General features: G+C 55.8%; 13 protein-coding genes. 6 read left to right on the forward strand and 7 right to left on the reverse strand.

Going from position 1 to position 22,791, the window contains the following annotated elements; translation table 11 throughout:
- Window positions 1-731: 731 nt before the first annotated feature.
- Window positions 732-4,034, reverse strand: coding sequence for an efflux RND transporter permease subunit (locus tag ACF8AM_RS10300; protein WP_392555560.1), 3,303 nt, complete (start codon window positions 4,032-4,034; stop codon window positions 732-734).
- A gap of 83 nt (window positions 4,035-4,117) precedes the next feature.
- Window positions 4,118-5,425, reverse strand: a complete 1,308-nt coding sequence (locus tag ACF8AM_RS10305) for an efflux RND transporter periplasmic adaptor subunit (RefSeq protein ID WP_392555561.1) — start codon at window positions 5,423-5,425, stop codon at window positions 4,118-4,120.
- Between the two features lie 709 nt (window positions 5,426-6,134).
- Here ACF8AM_RS10305 and ACF8AM_RS10310 point away from each other — a divergent pair.
- Window positions 6,135-8,261 (forward strand): carbohydrate-binding domain-containing protein, encoded by a 2,127-nt coding sequence (locus ACF8AM_RS10310; RefSeq protein ID WP_392555562.1) that lies wholly within the window; start codon window positions 6,135-6,137, stop codon window positions 8,259-8,261.
- 24 nt (window positions 8,262-8,285) lie between these two features.
- On the opposite strand, the gene ACF8AM_RS10315 is transcribed toward ACF8AM_RS10310, so the two are convergent.
- The 5 genes from ACF8AM_RS10315 to ACF8AM_RS10335 form a co-directional block, all read right to left on the reverse strand.
- Window positions 8,286-9,851, reverse strand: a complete 1,566-nt coding sequence (locus tag ACF8AM_RS10315) for a hypothetical protein (protein ID WP_392555563.1) — start codon at window positions 9,849-9,851, stop codon at window positions 8,286-8,288.
- Between the two features lie 23 nt (window positions 9,852-9,874).
- Window positions 9,875-12,325, reverse strand: coding sequence for a cytochrome oxidase (locus ACF8AM_RS10320; RefSeq protein WP_392555564.1), 2,451 nt, complete (start codon window positions 12,323-12,325; stop codon window positions 9,875-9,877).
- A gap of 49 nt (window positions 12,326-12,374) precedes the next feature.
- Entirely contained in the window at window positions 12,375-13,808 is a 1,434-nt protein-coding gene (locus tag ACF8AM_RS10325) for a sulfatase (RefSeq protein WP_392555565.1), read from the reverse strand.
- Window positions 13,809-14,065: 257 nt separating this feature from the next.
- Window positions 14,066-15,085, reverse strand: a complete 1,020-nt coding sequence (locus tag ACF8AM_RS10330) for a substrate-binding domain-containing protein (protein ID WP_392555566.1) — start codon at window positions 15,083-15,085, stop codon at window positions 14,066-14,068.
- Between the two features lie 202 nt (window positions 15,086-15,287).
- On the reverse strand, window positions 15,288-15,548 hold the full coding sequence (locus ACF8AM_RS10335) for a hypothetical protein (protein ID WP_392555567.1): 261 nt from the start codon (window positions 15,546-15,548) through the stop codon (window positions 15,288-15,290).
- A gap of 339 nt (window positions 15,549-15,887) precedes the next feature.
- Between ACF8AM_RS10335 and ACF8AM_RS10340 the strand changes: the two genes are divergently transcribed.
- The 5 genes from ACF8AM_RS10340 to argC all read left to right on the forward strand — a co-directional run.
- Window positions 15,888-17,684, forward strand: coding sequence for a 30S ribosomal protein S1 (locus tag ACF8AM_RS10340; protein ID WP_392555568.1), 1,797 nt, complete (start codon window positions 15,888-15,890; stop codon window positions 17,682-17,684).
- A 306-nt stretch (window positions 17,685-17,990) separates the two neighbouring features.
- Entirely contained in the window at window positions 17,991-19,274 is a 1,284-nt protein-coding gene (locus tag ACF8AM_RS10345) for a PotD/PotF family extracellular solute-binding protein (RefSeq protein WP_392555569.1), read from the forward strand.
- 5 nt (window positions 19,275-19,279) lie between these two features.
- Window positions 19,280-21,202, forward strand: a complete 1,923-nt coding sequence (locus tag ACF8AM_RS10350) for an ATP-binding protein (RefSeq protein WP_392555570.1) — start codon at window positions 19,280-19,282, stop codon at window positions 21,200-21,202.
- A complete protein-coding gene (locus ACF8AM_RS10355) occupies window positions 21,199-21,663 on the forward strand; it encodes a response regulator (protein ID WP_392555571.1) in 465 nt (154 codons plus the stop codon). Before ACF8AM_RS10350 ends, ACF8AM_RS10355 begins: the two co-directional genes overlap by 4 nt.
- Window positions 21,664-21,773: 110 nt before the next feature.
- Window positions 21,774-22,791, forward strand: a 1,018-nt coding sequence (gene argC / locus ACF8AM_RS10360) for an N-acetyl-gamma-glutamyl-phosphate reductase (RefSeq protein WP_392555572.1), incomplete at its 3' end; no start/stop codon positions are given.

Raw genomic sequence — 22,791 nt, forward strand, 5'->3', positions numbered from 1 at the left:
GAAGTTGTTGATGAGTCGACATGGCGGGCCCTTGGCATTTCTCTTTCGCCCCAGTCGGGTCTGCTGTTCTTAAAACGCACATCAACCGGGGCCTCACGGCCCCGGCAATGATTCTGCCGGCCCTACCGGGCCTCGCAACACGGCAAGTGCACTCTACCAGTCCCGAAGGGCCGAAACAGCCTTTGCCGGGGACGTCAGTCCCCGGTTCGCCTGACCCCCTAACCCCCACCAAGCCCCAAAGGGGTGACAGACATCGGAAATGGACATTTCTCTGTCGCCCCAGTCGGGGTTGCTGTTCATAAAGCGCACATCAACCGGGGCCTCATGGCCCCGGCAATGGTTCTGCCGGCCCTACCGGGCCTTGCAACACGGCAAGTGCACTCTCCCAGTCCCGGAGGGCTGAAACAGCCTCTGCCGGGGCCGTCAGGCCCCGGTTCTCCTCCCCCCCTAACACCCACCAAGCCCCAACGGGGTGACAGACACCGGGAATGGAGATTTCTCTTTCGCCCCAGTCGGGGTCTGCTGTCCTTAAAGCGCACATCAACCGGGGCCTCACGACCCCGGCTATGATTCGGCCGGCCCTATCGGGCCTCGCAACACGGCAAGTGCACTCCACCAGGCCCGGAGGGCTGAAACAGCCTCTGCCGGGGCCGTCAGGCCCCGGTCAGCCAAACACCCACAATCCAAAAGCCCCGACGGGGCGACACAAAGAACGCGCCCGAACCAAGGCTTCAGGATTTCCAAATCAGTCGTCGAGCGTCGATCACCAAGCTGAACAACAGCGGAATCACGAGCAGCGTGAACACGGTCGAGAACAGTAAACCGCCCACAACGATCGATCCCAACCCCCGGTACAGCTCACTGCCAGAACCAGGGGCGATCACCAGCGGCAGCATTCCAAACACACTGGTGCAGGTTGTCATGAAGATCGGACGCATACGAGTGCGGACGGACTCGCGAATGGCTTCGCGTGGTGACATTGGTTCCGCATCGCCTTCGCCATCATGATGCCGACCATGCATGTTGTTAAGAGCTTGGTGGACAATCAAGATCGCATTGTTCACCACAACGCCCACCAAGATCACAAACCCTAACATCGTCAGCACATCGAGTTGCTGGGTGGGATCGGTCTGACGAATGAACCACAACCCGACGAAGCCACCGACGGTCGCCAGCGGCACCGTGAACATGATCACAAAGGGGTACAGGAAGTTTTCGAACAACGCAGTCATCAACAGGTACGTGATCACCATCGCCAAGAAGAATCGACTTAGCGCTACACTGCCGATCGATTCCCAGTTCCAACCCGTCCACCGCCCCATCAGTGACGCGCGAACTTCGGACAACCGGTCCGCATTGCCTGACAATGAAACGAAAATATCATTGCCCAAATGGCCCTCCGCACGGGCTTGATCGACAATTTCGAGAATCGTTGCCTGCGCTTCTTCCAACGCGATGTTCTCAGGCGGCGTGACCGACAAAGCGATTGCCCGCTGCTGTTCAACACGCCGAATTTCCTGAGAGGCTTCCGTCGAAACAAACTCCGCAATCTGGCCAAGTGGAACCATCACGACCTCGCCATCCGCTTCACGAACAGCGATCGGGAGATCCGGAACATCATCAGGTGAAATTTCAATCGCCGGATCACGAATCAACAACAGATCGATGTTGTCACCCTCAAAGTCGAAGTCGCCCACAAAAGAACCATCAATCATCGCTCGTGCCGACATGGCGAGTTCACTCACGTTGATGTTCAGACGTTTGGCGACCTCCTGTTTGATTTGCAACTGCCGTTCGGGGCCGGCTTCGTTGTAGTTGCTTGGTGACGCACGAACAGAAAACTTGGAAAACGCGATTTTCAGCTCGCGTTCCAGGTGCGAACAAGCCGCTTTCAAACGGACCAAGTCATTGCCACTGACCTCAATGTCGACCGCATTGGAACTGCCCGCTCCACGACCAAAGATCGACTTCTGAGACGTCACACCTTTGCTGGCCGGTATCACCTCAAATGCCTTGTTGAAGATCGCAGCGATCGGTTCGACATTGTCAGGCTCATCGCTGATCCCCACCATGAACACACTGCCGCGAGCGACGACAAAGAAGAACTCTTTCAATGCCGGGATCGTTTCGAACACTTTTCCAGATCGCAGGTCAGTGACAGGCCCATACTCGGATGCCTCTTCTGAACTCTTCGCACTCCAGAATGGCTTCAAAGCCTGTTCGATGCGTTGCCCCACGTAGAAATTTTCCATAACGGAATACCCGGCCGGCGTCGACATCCGGCAGAACGTGAAGTTCTTGTTCCCGTTGGGAAGATAGCTCGCCGGCGGCATCAGAATCATGCTGATTAGGACGGAGACAACCATCGTCAGCGTGATCAAAACAACCCGCAGCCAAGCACTGGCGATGCTGCGATAGGTCAGCAGGTGAATCAGCGACGCCCAACCGCGTCCCAACCACTGAAACGCGTTGGCAATGCCAAACAAATTCGACGCGGACTGAGCGATCGGGTGCGTCACCGTCGACGATCGCAAGAACAATGACGCGGCGGCAGGAATGACAGTGATTGAAACGACAAACGACAATCCGACGGCAGCACAAATGGCAAGAATCAAGTCATAGAACAACTGGCCGGCTTCGTCTTGAATCGTCAACACAGGCGCGAACACGGCCAACGTCGTCAGGGTCGATGCCAGAATTGCTCCCCAGACTTCTTTGGTGCCTTCGTAAGCCGCTTGCCTTGGGCTGGATCCCTGTTTCAGGTGGCGGTCGATGTTTTCCAACACCACGATCGCATTGTCGACCACCATTCCGACGGCAAAGCTCAGTCCCGCCAAGGAAATCACGTTCAAGTTCCGATCGGCAAACCACATGATCACGAAAGTGCCAATGACCGAGATTGGAATCGAGACCGCAACGATCAACGTGCTGCGAATGCTCCGCAAAAAAAGCAGCAACACCAACACGGCCAGTCCACCGCCGATCAGCAAGTTCTCTTTGACCAGATTGATGGCACTGTAGATGTAGTGCGAATCGTCAAACGCCATCCGCAACCGCAACCCGTAGCGGTCATTCTTGAAGCTTCGCAGGACACCACCGGGGGCGTTCATTTGATCGACCACGACTTTGACCTGCTCGATAATGTCGAGCACGTTGCTGCCAGTCTTCCGTTTGACGAAAATCGTCATCGACGTTTGACCTTTGCACTGGTCAAAGTGAGTCGTCTTCTCCAACGCGAGTTCCACATCGGCGACATCCGCGACTCGCACGGGACTGCCCATGTCGTCGTACTTGATGATCGTGTTTCGCAGCGGTTCCAACGAATCGTATTGGCCGAGGACCCGAAACCGGACGTCTTGCCGATTGTTTGCCATGTCACCAGCCGACGCATTGACGTTGTCCAGACGCAGGGCGGCGTTGAATTCCGGAATGGTGATCCCGCGCCGTGCCAAGGTCGTCGGATCAAAGCGGATTTGAACCTGATGCTCGCGACCGCCTTTCAGATCAATCTCGGCAACACCTTCGATGCGTTCCAAACTGGGTTTGAGAAACCGGTCGGCATAATCATAAAACGTCGCGACTTCAAAATCGGGGTCTTCGGCTTGCAACAATAGGTAGGCAATCGCGTCATCCCCGGCGGTGTCGGCGACGTCGATGATTGGACGCTCGACGTCCTCGGGATACTCTGGGACCTCATCGATCTTGTTAGATACTTCTTGCAGAATTCGCTCCGGCGACGATCCCACGTTGAACTCCAGCGTCGTATCGGCGCTACCGAGGCTGGAGACCGAAGTCATCTTCCACAATCCTTGAACCGACTTCAGCTTTTCCTCTTGTTCAATAATGATCGACTTTTCGATTTCCTCGGGACTGCGTCCTGACCACTGCGTCCGAATCGTGATCACAGGACGGTCAACGTCGGGCGTCAATTGCACGGGAATCTGTGCAAACGCAATGATGCCAAACAACAGAACCAAAATCACGCCGACGGCGGCTTTGACGGGGTTCTCGATGGCGAATTTGATAGGATCCATGGTGGCCAGTGAGTCTTGATGCGGTGTGTCTTGATCTGGTTCAGGAAATGGTTCGTCGGCTCTGAGTATTCGTGATCGTTTCGCTATCGATCACGGTCGCTCTTATGTTGGCCGGTTCGATAGGTACCGGGACCAGGGGCGAGCTCCGAACGATCGGGATCCACTTTGACGCGAGCTCCGGGGACGAGTCGCTCAAGACCTTCTGTGACGACTTGCACCCCGGGTTTCAGCCGCGCTCGATCGACCTTTCGCACAGCAGCAATCGCGTATGCGTCGCGAGTGTGCGAGATCACACGAATCGGAACCGGATGCGCCGTCCAACCGGGAGTCGAAATCGATGGCGTCGCGGGGGTTTGCTCGACCGTCAGTTCTGCGGATTCGCCTGAATCGGTGTCGCCTTGCTGAAGAATCCAAATCGTGGACTCGTCAGGCTTTCGCAACACCGCGTCGCGCGGAACCAGCAACTCAGTCGACTCATGTTGGATCGGAACAAAGGCGCTGACGCCCATGCCAGGCAACAGCGTGCCGTCCTGATCGTCCATTGCGATTCGAACGGGAAACGTGCGGCTGCCAACAGATCCTTGCGAGTTGATCGAGGCAATTTCGCCTTGCAGTTCGATTCCCAAGCTGTCGATGAGCACGTCCAGCGAATCGCCCACTTTGATCAATGCCAGCGATTCCTCGGGCACCATGATGCGTGCGTCGATGCGTCCCCGAGAAACAATTTCGACAATGGGACTGCCGACAGTCAAATACTCACCCACCTCAGCTAGCTTGGCGACCACGCTGCCGTTGAATGGAGCCAAGAGATCCAAACGCGAATCGCGCTCGTTGGCTTCACGAAGCATCACTTTGTGCTGAGCGAGTGCGGCCTCGAGTCCTTCAATGAGCGACCGCTTCTGTTCCGTTTCGCTAAGGGAGACAGCGTTGTGTTTGAGCATGTCTTCGTAACGTTGCAGTTCGGCCCGCTCAAACGCCAAACTTGCCTTTTGCTCAGCGATTTGGGTCGCGATTTTGTCTTCATCCAGCTTGGTCCACGTGTCGTCGATGCGTGCCAACAGCGTCTTGCCGGCGACCACGGTGCTGCCTTCGTCCACCGGCAATTCCACGATCTTGCCAGCGACCTCCGTGGCAATGGTGGCACGACGAACCGCGATCAAGTCACCAACCAGGGTGCGGACTGGAGTGATCGTTTTGCGTTCGATGGAGTTCACGCGAACGAGTTGTGCTTGGGGACCACCCGCTTTTGCCGTAGGTGCCGCTCCTGCTGATTCCGAAACGGAGGTCGCAGCCGGCGCAAGCTGCTTTGCGACCAAGTAACTCGCCAGTCCGCCAAGGAGTAACGTTGTCGTGGAGACCGACAGGACCGTGATCAAAAACTTTTGCGACATCGATTCATTCGTGGTGGGTTTTTGTAGCATGCGATTCATTCGCGAACGCGGAGTGCAAAACAGTCGTTACGAGAGCCCCATTGATGGCCGAACAGCGGATCAACCGCGGCGACAATCGGATCTCTCTTGTCAAACGGGATGCCCGATCGTCTCTGCATGGCTGAGACGTCTACCAATGCGACGGTCACGAAGCATGGAAGTCAGGCTGGTGGCGGGACCAAACGGGTTGGCGCTAGATGGTGGGTTGGCAACAAGACAATGCGAGAACGCATCACGACTCGGGCCAAAAATTTTTTTAAGGTGCAATGAAGACCTGATCGGGTCGTCAACTCAGCACTTCAGCGCACAGTCTAATCGAACTGGTCGACCGTGAATTGAAATGGCTTTCTTCCGCCACCAGTCGCCCAGGATTTTCAATTTTGTTCCTCGAGGGAATCAATGGCAAGGCTCTACCGTACGTGAAACGGTGCGCGATCGGATTGATTGCATCCATTCGCGATCGTCAGCCGTGCCGGCGACTCGCACCCGAACATCTGGCTCGATTCACTGACTGCGTTCCGCTCGACCGACTCTGCTCATCCGACTCCGCACGCCCCCTGAATTTTTCAGGGGATCCTGCCATCCCACGCGAAAACACCTATACTGTTGACCACCGCCGCAAACTGCCTCGTCTCCCTGGTCCACCAATCTTATGAATCTCCGCAATTGGATGAATCGTCTTTCGCCGCGTCGCTCGCCTGGACTCACGCAGAGACGCACGCGACCAGAGACCGCGGCTTGGTCGGTCAATGAGTTGGAACCGCGTCTGATGTTGGCCGGTGACGCGGGACAGGAAGTCAGCTTCGCTTTGGACGCACCGGGAATTCAGGTGCAGGCGATTGGCGACACAGGACAAGAGATTCTGGAGGTGTTCTACAACGACGAAACGATCTCTTACTTCCGCGTCAGCGACCAATGGGAAACCTATCAGATCAATGTGGATTACACATCAATTGACCCGAGTCTGTTGCGAATTCAATTCGTGAACGATTTGTATGACCCTGATCAGGGTATCGATCGAAATGTTCAAATTGGATCGGTGACGATTGGCGATCAGGTTCTCGATAGCAACGCAGCAGACGTCTTCTCGACGGGGACTTGGCTTCCCGACGACGGCGTCGCCGCCGGCTTAGGACGCGGCAGCGTCTTGAACGCAAACGGATACCTTCAGTACGGCACGCCGGCCGGATCCGAACTCATCGTTTACGCTCGTGGTGATCAGGGCGGCGAAAAAATGAGCGTATTAGCGGGCTCATTCCGATCCGACCAAATCGGTCTGACAACCGAAATGACTGCCTACAAATTCTATCTCAACACGGATGTCAAACCGAGTTCCGTACGGATCGAATTTGTCAACGATTTGTACCGCCCCGACCAAGGAATTGATTACAACCTGGTCGTCGATCGGATCGAGATCGACGGCGTGGTTCATCAAACCGAATCTGCATCGACGTTTGCACAAGGCGTCTATCGAAACGGATCGCTCACCTCTGGGAACTGGCAAACGGAACGCTTGGAAGGACGCGGCCATTTCCAATTTTCTGCAGATGACTTCACGAGCGAACGCTACACGTTGGATGATTCGATCGCGAATTCAGGTGTTTCCATCATCACACCGGAACGTCCATACGAAGTCGAGCACGAGATCACTTCCGCCGACGACTCCGCCGTTGGATGGAACGAATACTTCTGGGGCGACTCAGGCGACTATCAAAAGATCATCCAAGTCCAACTGTTTGATGAAAACGGATCTGCCCGGACATCTTTCAACAACGGCGAGCCCGTCGAACTGATCCAATCCGCGCAGCAGTTTCTCAATGACGATTCGCTGACTTCCACGCGGTTCTCCTTGCAAGACCTCGAAGTTGATTCGCAGGATCGTTTGCTGGCCCGTCTTCAGGTTTTCTATTACGACGGATACTTCCGCAGCTATTCCAATGTTTTGGTCCGCCTGAGCCCCAACGGCGAACTGGATGCCTCGTTTGGTGACGGTGGGTTGGTTCAAGCCTCGCTAGGTGGCATCACATCAGCATCGTCCATGACGGTTGATTCGCAAGATCGCATTCTGCTCAGCAATGCAACGTCCGTGTCTCGTTACAATTCCAACGGTACAGTCGACGACAGCTTCGGAACTGATGGATCCATCGCGATCCCCCAGCCACAAGTAACGGATTTCTACGCTGGCCAAACACAACTGCTGACACGTCCAGATGATTCGATTGTCGTCTTGTGGGGACTGCGTTCCAATGCCAACCCGAGTGCGGGATGGCTGGTTCAATTGAATGAAGACGGCAGCACCGGAACTTGGTTCGGCGATGAGGGTTTTGTCAGCATTCCCTACCAACAGTTTTCGGAATACTCAACGTATGCCGAACGGTTCGAACGATTGGTGTTGGACGACGAAGGGCGTCTGACCATTCTGGGCGATCAAGCACTGCTTCGCTTCACCGTCAGTGGCCAAATCGACTCCAGCTTTGGTGACGGTGGCCGACTGATTCTGCCGAGTTCCATCGTGTCAGACGGAGCGTTGTTGTTCGACAACACGGCTGGCACCTTCAATGTCGATGGTCTGGGACGATACATTGTGCCCTACCTCAATGGGATCGCTCGCTTGACTCCCGACGGGCAACTCGACACCTCATTCAGCTCGGACGGGATCTCGGGTTACAACCCGAGTGAAATCGGAAACTTGCTGCCCTACTCACTGAAAGAAGGCCAATTCGATTCCGACGGTGATCTTCGAACCTTGGCACAAAACGACGAAGGTTTCGGAATCGCGTTCTGGCAACTCGTTTGAGCTTCGTAAAAACCAGTGCTTGATTCAATCACTTGGAATGTGGTTCAGCGTGTAAAACGCTTTGCGATGCAGCAGTGACCGGCCGTTGGCATTCGTCACCCCGTGTGCATCCAATTCGTGAACGAACAGTTCCCGCAATCCATCCACCTTCAAATGAACCCGCAAACGGTCATCGGACACGACCGCTTCTCGGATCGTCGGTTCCTTCTTCAGCACTTCATCGCTGCCATAAGTGGAGTGATACAGGTACGTGTAACTGGTCATTCCGTAGGAGCGAACATCAGCGGCTGAATCCGCATCCACTGGTTGCGTGAACAGCAATTCGAATCCATCAGGTTTCGCTCGCATCTCTTGAATTTCAAACGGCGTTCTCCCCGTCCATTCCAAACGCTGCAATCCATAGGGCGAGCTCCCCAGACTGCTCCAACCTCGATTGGTCAGGCCCACGTAGACGTTCCCGTCGTCGGACTGTGCCATTCGCAACACCGCGGACGCGAATCCTCGCCGGAATGGAAAACATGCTCCTTGGTATTCGCCGTCGACCTTTTCCAAGAACACACGGTGAATGGACGCTTGTGTGAATTCACCGATGAACAACTGGTTCTCAAACGGTCCAAATTTGCCACCGCTTTCATCCAGTAGAATGTCGGTGGCGGATTGGCCAGCCTTCTTGTACGGAAACCACACCACCGGCGGCCTCATTTGCGGAAATCGCTTCAACGCATCGGAGTACGCCAGCCCGTTGGGAACTTCCTCGACGCCATGAATGGTGGATCCCGCCAGATTCATCGAAGCCAGCGATTCGGGATGGTGAAAGAATGCTCCCGGACGCATGTGATGCAGTGAATTCGTGGCCACCCAATTGCCTTGCTGGTCGGTGTAGAACATGTCGCCATCGGCGTTGGCGCCCAATCCCGATGGCGAACGCATGCCCGCACACACTGGCATCAACTGGCCATCAGGGAGAAGCTTCATCGCCCAACCACGCCACGCGGCTTGTCGGTACCCCAGCGGTGCATCGGGAACAATCTTTTGCAGTTGCGGACCTTTCAACCCCATACCAATGTTCAGCGTCATCCACAGATTGCCGTCACCATCCAACTTGGGACCGTAAGCGTATTCGTGGTAATGCCCCGAAACACCCCAGCCTGACGCAAGGGTGTCGTATTCATCCGCGACGTCGTCACCATCGGAATCTCTCAGTCGAGTCATCTCAGTCCGCTGAACCGTGATCAACGAGTCGCCCTGCTTGAGCAACCCCAACGGTTCGTGCAGCGCACTGGCGAAACGGTGATACGAAACATCCCCCGGATCGTCTCGCGTCACCTGATCCACTCCGTCGAGCAACCAGACCTCGCCTTTTCGGATCGCAACTGCCCCGCGCGAAGGACTGAGCACGGCAATCCCACTGACTTCCAAAGCAATGCCATCATCAGACGGTTTCCAATTGGGATCCCGCGAGTCGGTTCGCGATTTAGGCGTCGCGATCGAGACAATTCGGTAGTAGTCGCTCTCTTCGTCTGCGAGCAACGAACCGACACAAACAGCCGATGCCGCCAAAGCAAGGAACAAGGAGACCAACTTCGTCATGCCACGTTGCGTGTTGATTCGTTTCACCATTGATAGACAACCTCCAGCATCTGATCCGCCGTCAAATCCAGCCAAACTTCCTGGCCTTGAGCGGACTGCGAGACGATCTGCGAATCGAAACACTCATTCGGCGAACTCACTCTTTGTCCCGCTGCCCCTTGAATCAACTCCGGCCCCATGACATCAATCGAAGTGTCTTGCATCACACGAAACTGAATGGTTGCGGGGGATTCGCCTTTGGTGTCTTCCAACCGAACCGTTCGACGCAGCCTCCCATCGTTCGTCGCTTCACAACGATCCTGAATGATCGCCCCGCCCAACCGATATCGAAACGTCGGAACACGATTCGAGTCGAGCCGGTATCCCAGAAATTGCAATGTTGTCGCCTCGCCGCCCCCGCTTCCATCCTCGGGCAACAACCGAAACTCCACTCCCGACGAGACTGCGATCGCGTCTTTCCCAAGCGGTTTGATGGGCGGTGAGAAGCGTTCAAACCAAGTGCTTCGAGCGTCCACGAAGTCCTCTTTCCACGCCAATGCCAAGCGAGGCGTTTCGGCATCGAGAGCAAAGTGCACGCCCTGCGGGAACCCGACTGCAATGGCATGCGTCCCAACGCCTTGCATGAACGTTCGCAAGATCAACGGTTCCTTGACCGGTCTCAACTCATAATTCGCCGCAAGCGCCTCTGCGATCTTGGGCGGGACGCCAACACGTTTGGATTGTTTGAGGTAGGCCCACAAAGCGGCAATCTGCTTTTCCGCATCGCCATTCAAAACGTCCGGTGACTGGCTGCTTCCATCGGGAAAGAACGAAGGCATGCGGGTACCACGCTTCTTCCCACCTGGATCCAACAAGAACTCTCGGAACCAACCAGGCCGGATGCGATTGGGCACGTCCCCTAAATCGATTCCCACCACGCCGGGCAGTGCCTTCCCATCAAACTTATGACATTGAATGCAACCAACCTGCGTCAATTGCATGCCAGTTTCTGCCAACGATTCATGCTCAGGAAAAACACCCTCGTCCGACGATGTTGACGCTTGATCGGCAGCTTCCAGTGCGCTGACCAGTGGCTCGATCGTTCGTTTGGGAAACTGAGGCATGCGGATGGTCATGTGTGGTCGCAAGCGAGTGGACGGATGCCCCTGCAAAACCTTTCGTAACCAATCCGACTTGAGTTTCGCTCCCACGCCAGTCAACCCAGGTGGCAATCGCCCCTCATCACCCAAATCCGCCAGGGCACTCGACTCGAAATGGACCTTTCGATATCGGCCCACCCCTCCGATCCGCTTCCGCTCGTGGCAAGCGTAACAGTTCTGCGTCAGAAAGCTCTGTTCGACCAATTGTTGCGGGTCGTTCGTCGATTCATCTTCAGCAAACGAATCGTCCCCGATCCCGCTGGCCAGTGTGGACCTTTGATAATCATCCAAGTGATATCGAATCCGCGAATTGGCTTTGGACCTCCAGCACGCCTCCGCCGCATCCAAAGACAGCCGCTCCCAATCGGTCGCCAACTCGCTCTCAACACCCGCCCCCGTCTCATGACAATTTGCACACTGAAGCCGCGCGAACCACTGCTTCCCACGTTCCACCAACTGATCGTTGGACTCGCCCGCCTGGTTGGATTCTCTGTGCGCCGATTCGTCGTCGGCGTCTTCTTTCTGAAATAGGTACTCCGCGATGTCCGCCGCTTCGTTCGGTGTCAACTTCAAACTCGGCATCCGTCCCGAAGGACGAACCCGTTCGGGATCGTGCAAGAAGTGCGTCAGTGATTGCCGGCTGTACTTTGCCGACAATCTTGGGTGCGGGACCGACGGAACCTTCCTAGCTGCCGAAGCCAACCCCATGTCCTCGAGCTCTTCCGGATCCAGTTCATCCAACAACCGATCCACTGCCGAAATCGGAGCTGCATTGACCTTATGTTCAGGGTCCGAATCATGGCAAGCAACGCATCCGACTTGGTGATATAGCTCCATTCCTCGAGAAGCGTCACCCTTGTTCCAGAACTCATCCTCCAACGGATTGGCTCCACCAGCCTTCAAATTTGGAAACGGTTCTTGCAATGATCCGATGAAGGCAACCAGTGCATCGACCGACTCTTCCCGTGCTGATTCATCCAAGTCCGCCAGCACATTGGGCATCGTTGTGCCAGGTTTGGTCTGATGCGGCGACCGCAAGAACTCCTTGACCCATTTCATGTCGAGACGTGAGCCGGCGGCACTCAGCTTCGGGCCACGTTTGGGCACCAGATCAGTTCGATCCGTTCGGTGACAAGCCGTGCAACTCAACTCCGTCGCCAGCAATCGCGAGGCGGCGACCGAATCGATTTCTTCGAACCGACCAAAACGCTCAACACCAATCACAAACGGTTGAAGATCCGTTGAAGTCCGCTCTTTCGCATTTGAATTCGAGGTGCAGCACAGACAGACCACCGCCAATGCGCAACGCCACCATCTTCCGGAAGAATGATTCACTTGTCTCCTGCTGAAAAACACGCCGCGTAGATCCACCAACTGACTCGTTTCAGTCGACTCCCAATTCGGTTGCCCACCACTTCAGATATTCCTGATCCGAAATCCCGGGATCCAGACCGCGACGTTTCATCGTCCGCTCGTACCACTGACGCTTTTCAGCCATCAGCGCGTCCATGTCGACCGTCAAACTCTCGTCGACTCCACCTTCATCGCCAGTCTCCGCCATCCAAGCGTCCAGTTCACCACGAAGACTCGCTAGCGTTTCCGCATGGCTGGGTGAAGCAGCCAAATTGTTCATCTCATACGGATCGGACTGCAAGTCATACAGTTCTTCCGCTGGACGAGTGTCCGCCATCATCAACGAATCCCAGCGTCCCTCGGCGTGCAAGACTTTCATGAGAGTTTCCACCGGATAAGACAGTTTCTTATAGCTGCTCAGTTGCAGATACGGTTTTTCAGGATGGAAGTTGCGGATGTACTTGAATCGTTCCGTCCGAACACTGCGGATTCGATCGGGTGCGTCTCCGCAACGATCACGGGCAGCAAAAAGCTGTTCATGCCCCTGCCAATCGTCGTCCAACAAACTCTTGCCCGGCAACTCAGGCACACGGATTCCCGCTGCCTCCAAAGTCGTCGGTACGAGATCCAACAAGCTTGCCAATCCATTTTCAACAGAACCGCCGGCCAATTTGGCTGGCCAACGAACGATCAAAGGGGTGTGCAACCCACCGTCATACAACCACTGTTTGCCACGAACGTGAGGCCGACCGTGATCGCCAAAAAAGATCACGAGGGTGTTGTCACTCACACCTTCGGCTTCCAAACGGTCGAGCACCTTGCCGACCTTCCGGTCCAACACCTCGATCGTTGCCAAGTAGTTCGACCAATCCGCTCGCGTGATCGAGTGGTCTGGGTAGTACGGCGGGATCGGAGCATTCGGCCGCTTGCGATCACTTTTCACGAACTGGCGATGAGGCTCGTGAACATGAACCTGGGCAAAGAACGGTTGGCCCGGTTCTCGTTCCGACCAATCGTAGGCGTCGAAATGCGTTTTTTTGTCGTACAGATAATTGACGCCGTATTTGTTCGCCTTTCGGTTTCCCACTTCGCCGTTTCCATGCGAAATGAAATAGCCCGCTTCTCGCATCCAATCGACCACGGTGGGGACCTCCAACGTTTTCTTGTCCCGCGTCAGGTGGTGATAACACCCGATCGAAGTCTGATAGCGTCCCGTTTGAAACGCTGATCGCGACGAAGAACAAACGGGCGCGGAACTGAACGCTTTCGCGAACCGCCGACCCTGACTGGCCAATCGATCCAAATGGGGCGTTGCCACCTCGGGATATCCATAGCACCCCAGCTCAGGCCCCAGATCATCCGCAATGATCCAAACGACATTGGGGCGGTCGTCCGCAGAGCTTGGAACGTGGGTTTGTAAGAGTGCGCATACAATGGCCGCAATCAAAATCAAATGGATTCGCATCGACGCTTGCGAGGTGGGCTGGGGAGGCGGGCAGGACCGTGAACACAACACCGTTGGTTCAACTGGCCACAAAAATCTAAGTCGGTAGGCAGGAATGCTAAGTCGGTAGGCAGGAAAGACTGGGTAGAACCTCACGTAGGCGAGTCTCTCTGAGACTCGCAAATGACAGCGTCTCGGAGAGACGTCGCTACGTGATCAAGCGCAAGGACTCCCGCTCACGTGCTTAGTGGTTGTCATGGAGGAGCGGGGCGTGAACGCTACGTTTCGATCGTCAACGCGAGAGGCTGGACCGATTCGCGAATCACGACTTCGCCTCCGAGCGTGGGCAGGTCTGGTTCACTGCCGTTGATCATGGCGATGATCGCGGTCGCCGCGGCTTGTCCCATTTCTTTTCCGGGTTGGCGGACGGTGGTCAGTGGTGGGACGGTCCATTGCGATTCGGGTTGGTCGTCGACTCCGATCAACGAGACGTGTTCAGGGACGAAAATTTGCCGGCGGTAAAGAGCCAGTCGGGCGCCGAACGCCATCAGATCATTCGCGGCGAAGACCGCCGTGTAGGAAACGTGGCGGTCCGCAAGCGTCTGAATCGCGTTGGCAGCGGAATCGGCGTGGAAGTCTCCATGGACGATGTGGTCATCGGTCACCGTCAATCCGGCTTGCTGCATCGCATGTTTGTATCCGGCAAGCCGACCGATCGCGTCGATGTGGTCCTTGGGGCCCGCGATGTGAACGATTTCGCGATGGCCGTGATCGATCAGTGTTTGAGTTGCGTTGGCACCGATCTGAAAGTTGTTTGTGGCGATGATCGCACCCGACCAATCCGGCATCTCGCGAGCGACAACCAGGGTCGGTTTTTCCTCGCCCAGTTCCTCGATCTTTTCCGACGGGATGTCGCCTGCGACCAAGATCAGTCCGTCAACGTTGCGGCCGATCAGCGTTTGAGCGGCGCTGAGAAACAGGTCTTGTTTCAACATCGCATCGCCGACGATCGGAGAGAAACCGGTTCCGTTGAGGCCTCGGATCACGCCTTGCACGACCGAGTCATAAAACGGCGTGCCGATATTCTGCGTCACGATTCCAATCGTCATCGACCGGCCGCCTGCCAGCGAACGAGCGACTTGGTTGGGTTGGTATCCCAATTCGGCCATCGTCGCCAGGACTCGCTCGCGTTTGTCGGCTTGGACAATCAGCGGGCTGTTCAGAACTCGCGAGACCGTGCTCTTGGAGACTTCTGCACGGTTAGCGATGTCTTGGATCGTGATCCGGCCTTTCGACATCGGGCGTGGTCTCACAGCAAAGGGGGAGAAGGAATCATTCGCGACGAAAGATGGCGAAGCGATGCTCATTCTACCCCGAATTGGTCTGAGGCGGCACCTCAGACCAACTTCGCCGGCCCAGGACGGACCGGCGCACAATTAGCGTCTGCGAACCGCAAAGATTTCGCCGTGCCGAAGGGGAACGTTTCGCGAAAGCGGGAGGCTACTTCGCGGGCGGGTTGAGTTCCTGCAGCGATTTGCCCAGGCGTTTTCGCGGAGCGGCTTTTCGGCCGGTCGAGCGAGTGCCCTTTTTGGCCGGCAGGGCTTTTTTCCCTGTCGTCGGTTCTTGCAGAAGTGCCGCGACTTGCGGGTTGATTTCGGAAGTTTCATCCGGCGTGCCGATTTGTTCGACTGCATCGCTCACGCCCAGGATGACTGATTGGCGGACGCCGTCTCGTAACCAGTCGAAAAAGTTCAGGTTCATAACTCAATTGGGTGGTTGGTGTCGGTGAAGATTCGTCGCCTCGGCGGCCGAAGGGAATTCGGTTTCGGAGAGCGAAAATCCGTTCACGGGTCATCGGTTCACGTGTCTTGCCTCACGTTCGTCGCCTGTAAAACATTCCTCGGCGGGGTGTCCAGACCAACAAACGCATTGTGACCAAATTCCGACTTTGGTAGGCTTCTCGGCTAGGCGCCGCGGCGAATTCGCTCGGACGCCCCCTTCCGGCTTTTTTTTACAATCCACACCACCAACCCAGGTGACGGATCGACGGGTGGTCTGCCGGAGCCCGATCGATACGATTTCACCATCGGTAACGTTTTTATGGTTAACCGCAACCTCATCCGCTCCCTCGAAGACGACGACATCCTCGGCGATTTGGCGCTGCTTGCCCCGGAGGACGAAGCCGAAGAATGGCTTCTCGACGCGATTGCTGCTGAGCAGCAAGATTACAACTCCGGCAAAATTGTTGACGGACGAATTGTTGAACTGAACGACGAGTGGGCTCTCGTCGACGTCGGCTTCAAAAGTGAAGGCACAGTCGGACTGGATGAGTGGGGGCCCGAAGAGGACCCACCAAAGATCGGTGACACGGTCAAAGTCCTGATTGAAGAGATGGAGGATGAGCTCGGTGCTGCCGACGATCCTTATGGCATGATTTCGCTGTCCAAGCGAAAAGCCGAGAAGATCATCGAATGGGAAGCGATGATGGAAACGGTTGCCGAGGGCCAAGTGGTCACCGGTACCGTCATTCGCAAAATCAAAGGTGGCTTGCTCGTCGACATCGGCGTCAACGTGTTCTTGCCAGGCTCGCAAGTCGACATCCGTCGTCCCGGCGACATCGGCGACTTCATCGGTCGTGTTGTTCAAGCCGAGGTGCTCAAGATCGACGACACGCGTCGCAACATCGTCATCAGCCGCCGCAGCTTGATCGAGCGTCAACGCGAAGAAGATCGCGCTTACTTGATGCAAGAGCTGGAAGTCGGCCAAATCCGCAAGGGGATTGTCAAGAACATCGCCGACTTCGGTGCGTTCGTCGACCTTGGCGGCATCGATGGTTTGCTCCACATCACCGACATGGCTTGGGAGCGTATCGGTCACCCAACCGAAATGCTGTCGATCGACCAAGAGATCGAAGTCAAGGTCCTGCACATCGACCGCGAAAAGCAAAAGATTGCTTTGGGTCTGAAGCAAAAAGATCGCAACCCTTGGGAAAACATCGAGACCAAGTACCCGGTCGAATCGGTGCATCCTGGCGAAGTCGTCAACGTGATGAGCTACGGTGCGTTCGTGAAGCTGGAACCCGGCATCGAAGGTCTGGTTCACATCAGCGAAATGAGCTGGACCAAACGCGTCAATCACCCCAGCGAATTGGTCAACATCGGCGACAAGATCGATGTCATGATCTTGGGTGTCGATCCCGAAGGCCAGCAATTGTCGCTGGGTATGAAGCAAACGCTGAAAAACCCATGGGACGAAGTCCTCGAACGTTACCCCGAAGGCAAAGACGTCAAGGGCAAGGTTCGCAACCTCACCAACTACGGTGCCTTCATCGAGTTGGAAGAAGGCATCGACGGTCTGTTGCACGTCAGCGACATGTCCTGGACCCGCAAAATCGCTCACCCGAGCGAAGTGCTGGAGAAGGGCCAAGAGATCGAGTGCCGTATCCTCAGCGTCGACGAACAACGTCGCCGGATCGCTTTGGGTCTGAAGCAGCTCGACAACGACCCATGGGATGGCGACATTCCAGACCAGTACCAGCCTGGCCAATTGGTCAAGGGTGAGGTCACCAAGATCACCAACTTCGGTGTCTTCATCGGTCTCGAAGACGGCTTGGAAGGTTTGCTGCACATCAGTGAATTGGCCGAGCACAAAGTCGAAGATCCCGAAGAAGTGGTCAAGGTTGGTGATCCAATCGAAGTTAAAGTGCTTCGCGTGGACACCGACGAACGCAAAATCGGTCTGTCGCTCAAACGAGTCGATTGGAGCGAGGAGCAAGAGAAGTCCGCTGCCGCCGCGGAAGCCGCCGAGTCTGGCATGCCAACTCCAGTCGACGAAGGCGATTTGAAGGGCGGTTTGGGTGCGGCTGGGCCGTTGATCCCGACTTCCGACTCGGAATAGTCAAAAAAGTTTCCAGGCGAGTCAGCCGGATGTTTTCGCGTCCGGTTGCTCGGTTGGAACAGACTTTCTCTCCGAGGGAGCGTTCCTTTCTCCGCATCGGTTCGGTGTGGCGTGAATGGAGCGACGAAAGCGTGCTCAAGTTGAGCCAACGAGCATTGAACAGTTGACACATGGGACGGGCGTTTGATCTGCTTCAAACGTCCGTTTTCTTTTTGCGCCGTATGTTTGATTGCACTTCCACGGTTCGTCTTCGGTAACGGTTCCCGCCTCCCCGGCAGCGTTTTCTCTCGTTCATCCTCAGTTGCTATGAATCTCAATCGACGCGAAATGCTTGGCGCGACGTTGGCTTCCGTGACGGTTGCGGCTTCGCGAGCGGTGAATGCGTCGGAGACCTTTGAGACTCCTACAATTCATGTGCCCAGCCGGCCAGTCGTGCGGGTGCTCGGAACTCATGTGACGCTGCAGGAGGATCTGCGGATTCGTGCTGAAGCCGACCTGGGGATTCAGTTGGAATTCACACCGGGCGGCAGTGCGGAAGTCCTGCACCGGGCGTCCACGCGACCCGAGTCATTTGATTTGTACGAGCAATGGTCCAATAGCATTCGCGTGTTGTGGCAGGCCGGAGCGATCCAACCGATCGATCGGAATCGAATTCGATACTGGGATGAGATCAATCCTTTGACCCGCGTGGGGCGTCTGACACCGGACGCCAAGAATGGTGCCGGGGACGCCCCGAACAAACTGCTCTTCATTCAACCGGATCGCACGCTGGGAGGCAGTTCGACGGAAGAGGTCTCGTTCTTGCCGTATGTGCACAACGTCGATTCGTTCGGCTACAACGCTGCGATCGTTCCCCGTGGGATTCCCTACGAGACCGAGTCGTGGGCATGGCTGCTGGACGAACGTTGGGCGGGGCAAGTTTCCATTGTGAACGAGCCCACGATTGGTCTGTTTGATTTGGCGTTGGCCGTTCAGGCCAAAGGCTTGGCAGAGTTCGACGACATCGGTGATCTCAGTGAATCCGAGTTGGAAACACTGTTTCAAATTTTGGAAGACTTCCGACGGGGCGGCCATTTTCGCGGCGTTTGGAGCAGCGTTCCTGCATCGGTGGATTTGATGAGCCGTGGCGAAGCGGTGATTGAAAGCATGTTTTCACCGGCAGTGTTTGATTTGAGAGGCCGCGACGTTGATTGCGTCTATGCGTCGCCCAAAGAAGGCTATCGGGCATGGCACGGTGTGATGTGTCTGTCGTCAAAGACCACGGGTGCCGTCAAAGATGCTGCGTACGAGTACATGAACTGGTGGTTGTCCGGATGGCCTGGGGCGTTCATCGCCCGGCAGGGATACTACATTTCCAACCCACAACGTTCGCGCGGCGAGCTCAGTGCTGCGGAGTGGGATTATTGGTACGAAGGCAAACCCGCAGCCACCGACCTGCAGGGCACAACTGGACGTGTCGTTGTGAAAGCAGGTCAGAAGCGAGACGGTGGATCCTACGAAAAAAGATTCAGCAACATCGCGGTGTGGAACACGGTGATGAACTCCTATGAGGCGAGTCTGCGTCATTGGAACGAGTTCTTGTCGGGATGATCGTGATGCTGACCCAACTGGGACGCCAGACTCTGCGGCAGCGCATCTACTTGACCAGCGCTTGCTTGGTCGCGTTGTGCGTGTTCAGCACGTGGATTGGCCTGAGTGGTCAGTCCGCTTTGCTGAAGAGCTTTGACGAGTACCAGCGAGCTGAAAGCACTTCTGCGGTCATTGAAACGATTGACCGGAAAGTTCAGGAGCTGAAGTCGAGCAGTGAGAGCTATTTGTTGACAGGGGCGTCGGCACAGTATCGGGCGGCTTTGTCGCTTCAGAAGGAACTGGCAGATGAAATTGAACGTGCCAGAGGGGCCGACGCTTCCATCGAGGAAACGTTGGCCCAGATGGAAAACCACCTCAACGTCCTGAACGAGCAGTTGAAATTGGCGGCGGAAGAGCGCGAGTTGCGTTCGCAGTTGGTTCAGAACCAATTGCCGGAAGAAGCCAAACGGGTCCGCGTGGCATTCAATGAGCTGCGTGGTTGGTGGATGGAGGATCCGGTCGAACACCGGTCGCAGATCCGCAAACACGGCAACGCTCGAGGGGCCTTTGTTTCAGCTCATCGTTCGTTGCTGGAGTATTTCAATCATCCCAAGTCAGCCAGCTTTGATCGGGCGGCAAAGTATTTGGAGGCGGCCCGTCAAGCGTGCCGCGAATTGCAGGCGGATCCCGACAACCAGCAGGATGAGGTCCAGGCAATGCTGTCGGAAGTTCTGGCGAGCTTGGCTGAGTTTCAACGCGTCGGGACTCGCGCGTTTCAGGCCACTCGCGGGTACATGGTTTATTCCAATGTCGTGATGGCAGGTGAAATCGCGGAGTTCAGCTATCAGTCATCCAAGCTGAAAGAGTTCGTGCAGGAACAAAAGGCTCTGAACCAACGCAATCGAGAGGCCTCGTTTCGCCGCTCTCGTACCATCGCTTTCGCTGCTGCGTTCGGAGCGGTGCTGATCGCGATGTTGTTGGCGACCAGTTTGTCGATGGCCGTTGTGGGGCCGATCAGTCGGATCACGGAAATGTTTCGTCGATTGGCCGCTGGCGAGACGATGTCAATTTCCGCCAAGACGGAGCGGACCGATGAGATCGCTGAGATGGTCAAAGCGGCTCGTGTCTTCAGCGACAAAAACCAAGAAACCAAACAATTGCTGGAGCGGTCCGAGAGCCTTAGCCAGGAATTGGTGAAGAAAGCCGAGGCGTTGGAGGAATCGAACCGAGAACTCGACAATTTCGCGTACATCGCTTCTCATGATTTGAAGTCGCCACTTCGCGGCATCCAGCACCTGGCAGACTGGGTGCAGGAAGATTGCGAGGACATTTTGCCAGAAAGTTCGCGCGAACATTTAATGCACATGCAGTCACGTGTGCGCAGCATGGAATGTTTGCTGGACGATCTGCTGAACTACTCACGAGTTGGGCGAGTGGATTCCATCCCCGAGGAGGTGGATTGCAACGAATTGGTGAGTTCGATCGTTTCGATGGCGGACAACATGGGCGGTTGCGACATTTCTTGGGGTGAGTTGCCCACCTTGGACACCGTGCGAACGCCGCTCAAGCAAGTCCTTTTGAATTTGATCACCAACGGCGTGAAATACAATGACAAGGGTGCGGATGGCAGGATTGAAGTGCGGTGTGAAGAACAGGAGAATTGGTACCGGTGGGAAGTCGATGACAATGGAATCGGGATCGAAGACCGGTTTCACGAGAAGGTGTTTCAGATGTACCAGCGAGTGGCACCTGACGTGTCTGACGGAAGCGGCATGGGACTTGCCATCGCAAAAAAACACGTGGAGCACTATGGTGGTGACATTGGACTATGCTCCACACCTGGAAGCGGAACAACATTTTGGTTCACATGGCCGAAGCGTCTTGAAACGATGAACCAGTCAGTGAGGGATGGCTCCACTGAAGACTCCATTGTAAACGTGCGTACATGACAGCGTCTCTTTCTGATCTTTCTGACGGCAGCGAACCGAAACGCCCTACCTTTCTTCTGATTGAAGATGACGCGGTGGACGTGGAGGCTTTTCGACGCGCGGTCAAACGCAATCAGGTGGATTGCGAACTGGTCCACGCATCCGATGGTGGCGAAGCTTTGAAAAAACTTCGCGATTTGGTGGATGAGAAAGACAACGTCGGCGTCTTGGCGTTCTTGGATCTGAACATGCCCGGGCTCAATGGCCATGAATTCTTAACCGAGGTCCGCCGAGACGATGCTCTGAAACGTTTGGCTGTGATCGTGGTGACAACTACGCGGCATCAGCGTGACATTGCTTTGGCGTACGACAAGAACGTGGCTGGCTACTTCGAAAAAGATGATTTGAACTCGGTCCTCGAGATGGCTCGACAATTCGCAGGACGCCTGGTGTTTCCCACCTTGGGTTCCAGCGGCGAATGAGTTGAGTGGGGCGTGGTTGCCGATCTCCGCAGAAAAAGCGACAACATCGGTGCGAGATTGTTCACCGCCTGAGTGAACCCGTTCTGAGTGGAAGCCTTCCTGGTTGCATCATGTCATCATCCAATCTTCGTGTCGCTCTCGTTGGATCGACCGGTTACACCGCACTCGAAGTTGCCCGATTGTTGCTCACCCATCCCGGTGCGGAGTTGGTGGTCGCGACCAGTCGCCAAGACGAGGGCAAACCGCTGTCAGAAATTCATCCGATGCTGGCCGGACGCTGTGACGTGACATTGCAACCGCTCGATGCAGACGCGATCGCGAAAACGGCTGATGTGGCAATGTGCTGCTTGCCTCACGGAGCTTCCGCGGAAAGCGTCAAGCAATTGGCCGACGCTGGCATGCGGGTGATCGACTTCAGTGCCGATTTCCGGTTGTCGAGCCTTGAGACGTACGAGCACTGGTACGGCGTCAAGCATCCTTGGCCGGAGCGGATTGGAAATGTTGTCTACGGCATGCCCGAGTTTTTCGCGGACGAAATTCGTACAGCCGACATCGTGGCCAACCCAGGGTGCTATCCCACGTCTGCGATCATGCCGCTGGCCCCACTGGTGAAAGCGGGGTTGATCGAGACCGACGACATCATCGTCGACAGCAAATCGGGCGTTTCGGGCGCTGGTCGTTCGCCGAAATTGGGAACGCTTTACTGCGAGACCAACGAATCGATCTCAGCGTACGCGGTTGGAACGCACCGCCACGCACCCGAAATCGCGGACCTCGTCGAACGAATCTCGGGGGATCCGATTGAAGTCATGTTCACGCCTCACTTAACGCCCATGGATCGCGGCATCCTGTCGACGATCTATGTGAAGCCGGCTGGCAAAGCGGGCTCGGTGGAAGAAGCCGTGGCTGCGATGATGAGTTTGTTGCGAGACACTTACTCGGACCAGCCGTGCGTGCATGTGGTCGATCATTTGCCTGCGACCAAGTATGTCGCCGGCACAAACCACGTTCAGATTTCGGTTCGTCCCTCGGGCAAACGTGCTGTTATCGTCTGCGCGATCGACAACCTGACCAAAGGTGCCAGCGGAGCGGCTGTGCAAAACATGAACGTGATGTTCGGATTACCAG

Source organism: Rhodopirellula sp. JB055, from assembly GCF_043100905.1.
GTDB lineage: Bacteria > Planctomycetota > Planctomycetia > Pirellulales > Pirellulaceae > Rhodopirellula.

What these genes read in the sequence shown, in the direction of transcription:
- ACF8AM_RS10300 (WP_392555560.1), bottom strand. Translation starts at nt 4,034, where the DNA reads ATGGATCCTATCAAATTCGCCATCGAGAACCCCGTCAAAGCCGCCGTC.
- ACF8AM_RS10355 (WP_392555571.1), top strand. Translation starts at nt 21,199, where the DNA reads ATGACAGCGTCTCTTTCTGATCTTTCTGACGGCAGCGAACCGAAACGC.
- ACF8AM_RS10330 (WP_392555566.1), bottom strand. Translation starts at nt 15,085, where the DNA reads ATGTCGAAAGGCCGGATCACGATCCAAGACATCGCTAACCGTGCAGAA.
- ACF8AM_RS10305 (WP_392555561.1), bottom strand. Translation starts at nt 5,425, where the DNA reads ATGTCGCAAAAGTTTTTGATCACGGTCCTGTCGGTCTCCACGACAACG.
- ACF8AM_RS10325 (WP_392555565.1), bottom strand. Translation starts at nt 13,808, where the DNA reads ATGCGAATCCATTTGATTTTGATTGCGGCCATTGTATGCGCACTCTTA.
- ACF8AM_RS10310 (WP_392555562.1), top strand. Translation starts at nt 6,135, where the DNA reads ATGAATCGTCTTTCGCCGCGTCGCTCGCCTGGACTCACGCAGAGACGC.
- ACF8AM_RS10345 (WP_392555569.1), top strand. Translation starts at nt 17,991, where the DNA reads ATGAATCTCAATCGACGCGAAATGCTTGGCGCGACGTTGGCTTCCGTG.
- ACF8AM_RS10315 (WP_392555563.1), bottom strand. Translation starts at nt 9,851, where the DNA reads ATGACGAAGTTGGTCTCCTTGTTCCTTGCTTTGGCGGCATCGGCTGTT.
- ACF8AM_RS10335 (WP_392555567.1), bottom strand. Translation starts at nt 15,548, where the DNA reads ATGAACCTGAACTTTTTCGACTGGTTACGAGACGGCGTCCGCCAATCA.
- ACF8AM_RS10350 (WP_392555570.1), top strand. Translation starts at nt 19,280, where the DNA reads ATGCTGACCCAACTGGGACGCCAGACTCTGCGGCAGCGCATCTACTTG.
- ACF8AM_RS10340 (WP_392555568.1), top strand. Translation starts at nt 15,888, where the DNA reads ATGGTTAACCGCAACCTCATCCGCTCCCTCGAAGACGACGACATCCTC.